This is a genomic window from Microseira wollei NIES-4236, from assembly GCF_020521235.1.
Taxonomy (GTDB): Bacteria; Cyanobacteriota; Cyanobacteriia; order Cyanobacteriales; family Aerosakkonemataceae; genus Microseira; species Microseira wollei.
Genome location: NZ_BLAY01000283.1, coordinates 1 through 8,233, shown reverse-complemented (window position 1 = coordinate 8,233; position 8,233 = coordinate 1). Strand labels below are relative to the sequence as shown.

8 protein-coding genes and 1 pseudogene are annotated in these 8,233 nt (G+C 46.3%); 2 read left to right on the top strand and 7 right to left on the bottom strand.

Features of this window, described 5'->3' with window-relative positions:
* Window positions 1-322 precede the first annotated feature (322 nt).
* Window positions 323-1,066 (top strand): 5'-methylthioadenosine/S-adenosylhomocysteine nucleosidase family protein, encoded by a 744-nt coding sequence (locus MiSe_RS45825; protein ID WP_226593500.1) that lies wholly within the window; start codon window positions 323-325, stop codon window positions 1,064-1,066.
* Window positions 1,067-1,195: 129 nt separating this feature from the next.
* On the opposite strand, the gene MiSe_RS45820 is transcribed toward MiSe_RS45825, so the two are convergent.
* From MiSe_RS45820 to MiSe_RS45810, 3 genes are all read right to left on the bottom strand, one after another.
* On the bottom strand, window positions 1,196-1,966 hold the full coding sequence (locus MiSe_RS45820; RefSeq protein ID WP_226593499.1) for an ABC transporter ATP-binding protein: 771 nt from the start codon (window positions 1,964-1,966) through the stop codon (window positions 1,196-1,198).
* 245 nt (window positions 1,967-2,211) lie between these two features.
* Window positions 2,212-3,483: an FtsX-like permease family protein gene (locus MiSe_RS45815; protein WP_226593497.1), complete on the bottom strand. Its 1,272-nt coding sequence runs from the start codon at window positions 3,481-3,483 to the stop codon at window positions 2,212-2,214.
* 291 nt (window positions 3,484-3,774) lie between these two features.
* Entirely contained in the window at window positions 3,775-4,002 is a 228-nt protein-coding gene (locus MiSe_RS45810) for a hypothetical protein (protein ID WP_226593495.1), read from the bottom strand.
* Between MiSe_RS45810 and MiSe_RS45805 the strand changes: the two genes are divergently transcribed.
* Complete coding sequence (locus tag MiSe_RS45805; RefSeq protein ID WP_226593493.1) at window positions 3,996-4,436, top strand: hypothetical protein; 441 nt, start codon at window positions 3,996-3,998, stop codon at window positions 4,434-4,436. The two genes, MiSe_RS45810 and MiSe_RS45805, sit on opposite strands and share 7 nt — an antisense overlap.
* Window positions 4,437-4,497: 61 nt before the next feature.
* On the opposite strand, the gene MiSe_RS45800 is transcribed toward MiSe_RS45805, so the two are convergent.
* From MiSe_RS45800 to MiSe_RS45785, 4 genes and pseudogenes are all read right to left on the bottom strand, one after another.
* Window positions 4,498-4,824 carry a hypothetical protein gene (locus MiSe_RS45800; protein ID WP_226593491.1) on the bottom strand — a complete coding sequence of 109 codons (327 nt, stop codon included), beginning with the start codon at window positions 4,822-4,824 and terminating at the stop codon, window positions 4,498-4,500.
* A gap of 45 nt (window positions 4,825-4,869) precedes the next feature.
* The gene (locus MiSe_RS45795) at window positions 4,870-6,057 is read right to left on the bottom strand and encodes a glycosyltransferase (protein WP_444980634.1); all 1,188 of its coding nucleotides are present in this window, start codon (window positions 6,055-6,057) and stop codon (window positions 4,870-4,872) included.
* A 444-nt stretch (window positions 6,058-6,501) separates the two neighbouring features.
* Window positions 6,502-6,699, bottom strand: a pseudogene (locus MiSe_RS45790) (GlsB/YeaQ/YmgE family stress response membrane protein); the annotation flags it as partial.
* Window positions 6,700-6,931: 232 nt separating this feature from the next.
* Complete coding sequence (locus MiSe_RS45785) at window positions 6,932-7,957, bottom strand: RNA-guided endonuclease InsQ/TnpB family protein (protein ID WP_226593485.1); 1,026 nt, start codon at window positions 7,955-7,957, stop codon at window positions 6,932-6,934.
* Window positions 7,958-8,233: the final 276 nt, after the last annotated feature.

Below are 8,233 nucleotides of genomic sequence, written 5' to 3'. Positions count from 1 at the left end.
GGGCGTAGGGAACATCAGTAAGTTTTGTCGCCAGCTCAAAGTTTTTCTTTAGCCTTAGCCCCTACAATGTGTCCCAACTTCACCCAGCAACAAGAAACCCGGTTTGTTTGCAAAATAATCAACGGGGGTAGGGAACATCATGAAGTTTTTTTCCTTTTCCCTACTACAATGTCGCGTCACTTTCCCGCCAGAAGATTACCTATATTCCTTTATTCTTTCTTCTTTCTTGGCGTTCTACTCTTCGAGAAGACGCTACCCTTGTCTATGGCTTCTTGGCGGTTCAATAAATAGATATTCTTCAGGTGGGAAAGGACTAATATCGATGGTTGAATCAAATCTGATTTCAGCAATTCTAGTTGCTCAAGGACCCGAATATAAGGCTGTTTGTCGCGGATTAAGCCGCGTTAGCACTCCTACGCCGCCAGTTTTACCCGTTCCCATGGGACCATTACCGTTGACTCAATATCTAGAAAATCTGCAAAATACCGGACATTTTTTTCATCCCCAGTCAAGAATTTTGCTGATGGGTCTATGCGGGAGTTTAACTCCTTCCCACAAAGTTGGAGATGTGGTGCTGTATAAAAGTTGCGTCAAAAGGTGGGATGAAGTCAGGGATGAAAAAGATTTGCCATTGATTCCCCCTACACTACCACAGCCGTTAAACTGCGATCGCTACCTCACCAGCCAAATTCACCGCAAATTATCACAAAAAGCCGCAATAGTCAAGGCGCTTACTAGCGATCGCTTTGTTGGTGCTGCCGCTAGTAAGCGCCTTCTAAGTCAAATTTATCAAGCTGATGTTATCGATATGGAGGGATTCGCCGCCTTAGAAATGCTCTCTCAAGCTGGAATCGCCGTAGCTATGGTCAGAGTTATCAGCGATGACTGCGATCGAGATATGCCCGATCTTAGCAGTGCTTTGAGTCCTAACGGTTCGCTTCAACTTTTACCCTTAGCAATAGGTATGATCCGACAACCCTTCGCCGCCAAAAGACTGATTCAGGGATCGTTACGGGGACTGCGCGTGTTACAGGAAGTGACAGCAGGTTTGTTTGCTAATTGCTAATTGCTAATTGCTAATTGCTAATTGCTAATTGCTAATTGCTAATTGCTAATTGCTAATTGCTAATTGCTAATTGCTTTTTTTACCCTCGTTCCCACGGATCTGCCTGGGAACGCCATTAGCCATTAGCCATTAGCCATTTTTCAAGATGCCATCTTCCATGTAAGCGATGTTGTCGGCTAAGTCCATAATCCGGGGATCGTGGGTTACCATCAACACCGTGCAGCCTCTTTCTTTTGCCAATTCGCGCAGTAATGCCATTACCGCATGACCGTTTTGGGAGTCAAGCGCGGCGGTGGGTTCGTCTGCCATAATTAGCTGGGGATTTCCGGCTAAAGCACGGGCGATCGCTACCCGCTGTTGTTGTCCCCCAGACAAACTCGACGGCTTCAAATTTGCTTTGTCTTTTAAGCCTACCTGTTCTAGCAAACGTTGAGCTTCCTGTTTGGCTGCTTTTCCTTTAATGCCTTTGAGGTTCAGCGCCACTTCTATATTTTCAGCCGCCGTTAATGCGGGAAACAGGTTGAAATCTTGGAATATAAAGCCAATATTTTGCAAGCGAAACTGGGCTAGCTGCTCCCGCGACATTTTGGTAATGTCTTGTCCCAGCAAGTAAACGTTACCAGCGGTGGGGGTTAGCAGTCCTGCTAACACTGACAGCAGGGTGGTTTTCCCAGATCCCGACGGCCCCATCAACAGTTCGACGCTGCCTTTTTGGATACGCCAATCAATTCCTTTCAAGATGCGAGCTATTTCTCGTCCGGATTTGATCGTCATTTCCAGCCCCTTAACAACAATTGATTCTGTTTCGGGACGATGCAACCCTGTTGCAGGCGCGACGGTCTGACTTCCCCCGCGAGTCCACTCCTTAAATTTAAGTTCCAAATTGTTAAAGGCAGTCATCCGTTCTACTCTCTTTTAATTACAGTTTTGGCGTTGTGAGGCTGTTACTTATTGCGTTTAGATCGAACTAATAATCACAATTTGATTATTATATCTCTCCTTAATTATACCTATTTCTGTTGCTTTTTGTCGCAATTTTTCTTGTTTTTTTTATGAGTTTTTGGAGTTGTTTTGTGAAGAAACGATGAAGACGGTAAGGGTTAATCGATTCATTATTTAATAACTAATTAATTTCCCAAAAGCGATTACCCTTTAAACACAATAGCCGGATCGACCCGCGTCACTTTTTGGATGGCAAAACCGGCGCTAGCGACACACATGGCGACGGTAATGCCGAAGACAGCGATCGCAGACCCAGGTGTAATTAAAATTAAAATTCCTTGCGTCGCGGCTGTCCAAGTTGCCACTCCCCAACACAGCGCCATTCCTGGTATATATCCCAACACCGCCATCCACAAAGCTTGCTCTACAATCACGCCGTAGATTACTAAATCTGACGATCCCATCGCCTTCAAAGTTCCATATTCCTTCAAGCGATCCGACACCGAGGAATAAAGAATTTGACTGACAATCACCGCCCCAACAACGACACCTACAACGGCTCCAATACCGAGAACAAAACCAATTCCAGACCGCCTCGCCCAATAATCTTGAGTTAGCTTGGACATTTCAGCCTTGGTATAAGCACGGGTATTGGGCAAAGCTTCTTCTAGTTTTTGCTGGAGAGATTCTATGCTCGCACCCGGTTTAGCTTTTACTAGGATAAAAGACAGCGGCTCGATAGTTTGACCGGGTCTTACCCGACCCGACAAAATCGCAAAGGGGTCGTTAGAAGATAAAGCTTGAGGTTCGGGAGGAAAATTGCCATTTGTTAAAGCACAATCGACATTTTGGTCGGCGAGGTCGCAGGGGATTTTTGCTGTTATTGGGGAATTTACATAAGTGTAAGCCGTCTCCAAAGATGCAAACATTAAATCGCCCAACACAAGGGATTTAGTTCCTCGCGTTATACCGACGATATGCGCTGGAAGCGAACCAACAACCCCGACATCGCCCCTTCGTTCCGCGTGCAAAGCAGACAAGCTATTCTCGTCTACCATGACCGTGTAAGGAATCTTTAAAGTGCTTATAGTTCCTTGAGTGATATTCCAAGGTTGAAATAATTGTCCATCTGGCTCAAAACCAACTAGCGTCACCGAACTTAATTGATTTTGAGAATTCCGCCACGCCGCACCCCGAATCATTAAACCTTCAGCTGTCTCGACGCCTTCCACATTTTGAGCAGCAGCAACGAGGTCGTAGGACATCGGTACTGTCAGACCCAGGTGTACCATGTTTCTGGAAGACACCCAGATATCTGCTTTGGAATTGTCAATTAACTGGGATGTGGAACGAGTGAACCCAGCTTGAATGCCGGTTTGAATCGTCACCAGGCTAACCGCAAACATAATCCCAGCTTGCGCTACGAGGAAGCGAGGAATATCTTCTAGCAGGTTTTTACGAGCAAGTGACGGCATAAGGTTAAAGGGGTGATGGGTGATGGGTGATGGGGAATTAGGACTGGTTAGTTCCTAGTTTCCTTCTGACGGATAGTACGATCCTGTTTCAAGGGTTGGATCTTGTGACTATTGCCTCCTAATCTTTAATATGTCTGGCAACCGATGACTTATGCAGTTCGACCTCCTGTAGTATTGATCTGGGCGATCGCAAATATACTTGTTCAAAGCGAGCCGTTGCGTGCCTCTTGTGCAACTTTGAGTTCTGACCTAAGTCTTTCCGACAACTACAAGGGAATACACATCTATTCCCTAAGGGTTGTTGATAAATTTTTTCAGCGGCTGCACTATTGTTAAGGTACGAGGTGACGCGCCGTCGTAGCTTCGCCCTGTTGACTCATCCAGTTGGGTGATGGGAAAACGGACGGGCAAGATGCCCATGCCACAAGAAGCCAAAAATTTTTGGTCGCGACGGGCAAGATGCCCATGCCACAAGAAGCCAAAAATTTTTGGTCGCGACGGGCAGGATGCCCATGCCACAAGAAGCCAAAAATTTTTGGTCGCGACGGGCAGGATGCCCATGCCACAAGAAGCCAAACATGTTTTGTCGCGACGGGCAGGATGCCCATGCCACAAGAAGCCAAAAATGTTTTGTCGGGTGGGCGACGGGCAGGATGCCCATGCCACAAGAAGCCAAACATGTTTTGTCGGGTGGGCGACGGGCAGGATGCCCATGCCACAAGAAGCCAAACATGTTTTGTCGGGTGGGCGAAGGGCAGGATGCCCATGCCACAAGAAGCCAAACATGTTTTGTCGGGTGGGCGACGGGCAGGATGCCCATGCCACAAGAAGCCAAAAATGTTTTCTGGGGTGGGCGTCGGTGCCTGCCCTTTCTATTGGTGCAAGATCTGACGCCAGGAAGACGAGTGATATGCCGCGGCACGCTTCACGAACGCATCATATCGTTTCCTTAGGCATCGGAATTACGACCTGTAGGGGCAAGCGAGCAATTAGCAATTAGCAATTAGCATGAAATCATATTAAGCCGCAGTAGCCGGTTTCTTTGAGTCGAAAAGCGGTTAGCCTGACTGTGCCGTTGGGTGGATAATGCGCTTTGACTTTTTGCATCAATTCCTCGAATTTAGGAGCGAGCAAGTAATTACCCGTTTCTGCATCAATCGCGATCAACCAGTTGTAATGAGTTGACATCAATTGCGGGCGAATTTGCTCGAATATTTGGCGACAGCGCTTGCCTAATTCTTGCCTTTGGGCAGTTTGTTGAGCAATCTGTTCTGGAGTACTCCGACCTTGCGGAAAAATCCGACCTCGACGAACTTGGCGTTTCTTAGTTGATTCCATCATTTTGGTTTGGGGCGCGTGGGTTCTGAGATAGTTTTATGGTATCTTTTATGCAGCGGGATAAACTCGTCCTTTCCATGCGCCGCCTTTACCTTGCCAGTGACGCAAAGCGGAGTCTATTGTCATCAAGGTATAGAGGAATGCGATCGCAGGCAATGCAAACGCCAGCCAGCGCGAACAGCGATACAATTTGATAGTGGGTAAGTAAGCTATAGCCATGAGTAACCAGGTGGTAAAACCAGCGATCGCTGCTAACCAATTCCCCGTTAATCCACCCCAAATTCCCCCCACAGGTGGAACAATATAAACTAGGGTCATTGCGATTAGCGTTCCCAATAACAGCCAAGGGGAATAATTTAATTGAGTAAAAGCTGTCCGCGCCACCATATCCCAAATTGTCGCTAAAGAATCATAAGCACGCTTGCTGCGAGTTTGATGGCTAAGTCCTAACCAAATTCCATTTTTACTGGTAGATTTTACTGCTTGACCCAAAGTGCAATCGTCAATTAAAGCATCGCGCAATGTTTCAATCCCGCCTATTCTGGTTAATGCTTCGCGGCGAATTAAAATACAACCTCCAGCAGCAGCGGCGGTAGAGTATTTGGGATTGTTTACCCAGCGGAAAGGATAGAGTTTTTGAAAGAAGAATACGAAGGCGGGACTTAACAGTTTTTCCCAAAAACTTTGACACCGCAGCAGCACCATTAAGGAAACTAAATCTAAATCGTGTTGCTGCGCTTTGGCAACTAACCGACTGAGATTATTAACATCGTGTTCGATATCCGCATCTGTTAGTAAAAAATAATCGGGGAGGGGTGTTAGGGTTTCTGCCTTTTCAATCCCTTGCGCCATTGCCCATAGTTTACCAGTCCAACCGGATGGTAAAGCTTCAGCGGCGATAACTTGTAACCTGTGGCGTTTTAAGAGTGCTTCCGCCATTCCTTGAGCAAACTCTGCCGTACCATCGCTGCTGTGGTCGTCTACCAAGACGATGGTGAACTCGCCGGGGTAGGATTGTGTCAGGAGCGATCGCAGCGTCATGGGTAGCATCTCTGCCTCGTTACGCGCCGGAATCACCGCACACACCGATGGATACTCGTCCCCTTTGAGTTGGGGTGACTCCCTTTGTCCATTTTCCAGTCGTTGATCGCAACGCCAAAACTGTCCCCGAAAACAAAGCAATCCGATCCATATTCCCAAGGATAGCGATGTCAGACCTAATCCAATTGCACCGATCATGTTAGAACTTTATCCACCCTAGGAAAAACATTCTACATTGAGCTTCGCCTCGTTTTACAGGGAAGGTAGAATTACTTTTGGTATAAACCTTTCATATCCCGGTTGCATCGGAATGATCGGCCTTTCTTGGTAATTGCTAATTGCTAATTGCTAATTGCTAATTGCTAATTGCTAATTGCCCCTACAGGTCATTTTGATTGGTGTAGGCGCGGGTTTTACAAATAACTTCTGCTGACAACAGATATGTTAAATAAACCCGCCCCGGTAGGGTTTCGTCACTTCCAGAGCCAATTATAAAGTGCCTTGTTAGTTTGCTAACAAGGCACTATGGGATTTATCTCGACGTACTAAAACAGTATTGAAATGTGGGAAAATTCAGCATTCAGCATGAATTTTCAGTTCAAAAGTTTGGCGTATACCAGCTTGCTAAGATTTGGCAGATTAATAGGCTCTGCGATGCATCATATGCCAAATCCAGATAGCAATCAATGCTCCTATGACGGCAACAAAAAGTCCGGGAAGGCTAAAAGAAGCACTCGCAATGTATAATCTTCCTGTTGTCAACAGGGTTGCTAAGGTTCCACCGATAAAAGCGCCTACAATTCCTAGCACCATTGTGGAAAGAATGCCGCCACCTTGTTGACACTCCCCGACCTGAAGGTACGGGGATTCTTAAGATATGAAGATCTTAATATCCCTATTACTAGGGTTCTCAGGCTCACCGCCTTTGCCACAAGGGCGCGGTGATACGCCAGTTGCTCCACTTGGGGAAACCCCAAGACCGCACTGGCTCTTCTCCTTACAGTATTTTGAGCGTTTAGCGGTTTTAGCCGCAGGTTTCGTCGAGTCCCGGCGTACCATGTCTAATGCTCTATCTCTGATGTTTTTCGCTTGCCGTAATATCAGCATGGGCAAAGAACCCACAAGCCGAACAGATGAATTTTTCACCGTCGCGGTTACTGCGGTCTATATGCCCGCAATTTCTGCATTCAGTGCTGGAATGTTTAGGATTAATCTTGATTGCGATCTTTCCTTGCTTTGCAGCGAGATACTCAATCTTCAAGATCAATTCATTCCAAGCGGCATCGGAGATAGCGCGATTCAATCCTTTCTTTCTGGATTGTCCATTCGGTAAATAGCCCCCGGTTGTATCGTCTTTCTTTATCCGACAGCGGCGCAACATGCCAGAGATGTTCAAGTCCTCCAAAGCAATAGCATCTACTCGTCGGGAAACAATAGTTTTTGCCACCCACCATTGATAAGCTTGTCGCTTATCGCCGATTTTCTTATGCAGGCGTCCAAAAAAGTTGGACGCCTTTTTTCGGTTATTACTGCCTTTAACTTTTCGACTAACCCGTCGCTGTCTAATCTTCAGTAAATGTTTGGTTTTCTTGTTGTTTCCAAACTTAGGATTGGGAAATTGGTAGCCATCGGAAAGATGTACCAGCTTGGTAATTCCCAGGTCGCATCCAATAACGGATCTAATCTCGGTTAAAGATTTCGCAACCAGGTCTGGTACAGTTTTATCCTCAATTCTGATCGCAATGTACCACGCATCTTGTCGTTGCCGGATTGTTGCCGCTTTGATAGCAAACCCATCTGGTACAGGTCTAGACTTATAGAATCGCATCCAACCTAATTTGGGCAGATAAATTTTGCTCCCTTGGGCTTTTACTCCCATTGCATAAGTAAAGGAGGTAAAGTTACTGCAATTCTTGAACTTGGGAAATCCCCGGCCTTCAAAGAAATTCTTGTATGCGTTGTCCAGACGTTTGACATTCTGTTGCAGCACCGTTGAGTCGATTCCGGCATACCAAGGTCTGGCTGCTTTTAGCTGCGGTAACGCTGTGATTTGAATATCACGACTCGCTGCGCCGTGGGTTTTTAGTGTTTCCATCTTTGTCTACTTTGGCATCTTTCCAGGGTTCAAGAGAAGCACCGTTCTTGCTGACAAAGCACGTTAAAGGACAAGCTAGAGCCTTTGTCCTAATATCGCAGTAATCCCCTTGGATAAACTGCTGGTTGTACTGGGTTATCCTATCGTTTAGTTAGAGTCGATAGAAGCCTTGCGACTTTTACCTCTCCTTCAGAACGGTACGTGATACTTTCGCATCATTCCGCTCCTTGATAATTCCATCCTTGTTATGGATACGATTCAAGACTAACTATCGGG

Coding starts and splice junctions, on each gene's coding strand:
- MiSe_RS45805 (WP_226593493.1), top strand. CDS start 3,996: ATGCCACAAGAAGCCAAAAATTTTTGGTCGCGACGGGCAGGATGCCCA.
- MiSe_RS45825 (WP_226593500.1), top strand. CDS start 323: ATGGTTGAATCAAATCTGATTTCAGCAATTCTAGTTGCTCAAGGACCC.
- MiSe_RS45820 (WP_226593499.1), bottom strand. CDS start 1,966: ATGACTGCCTTTAACAATTTGGAACTTAAATTTAAGGAGTGGACTCGC.
- MiSe_RS45800 (WP_226593491.1), bottom strand. CDS start 4,824: ATGATGGAATCAACTAAGAAACGCCAAGTTCGTCGAGGTCGGATTTTT.
- MiSe_RS45815 (WP_226593497.1), bottom strand. CDS start 3,483: ATGCCGTCACTTGCTCGTAAAAACCTGCTAGAAGATATTCCTCGCTTC.
- MiSe_RS45785 (WP_226593485.1), bottom strand. CDS start 7,957: ATGGAAACACTAAAAACCCACGGCGCAGCGAGTCGTGATATTCAAATC.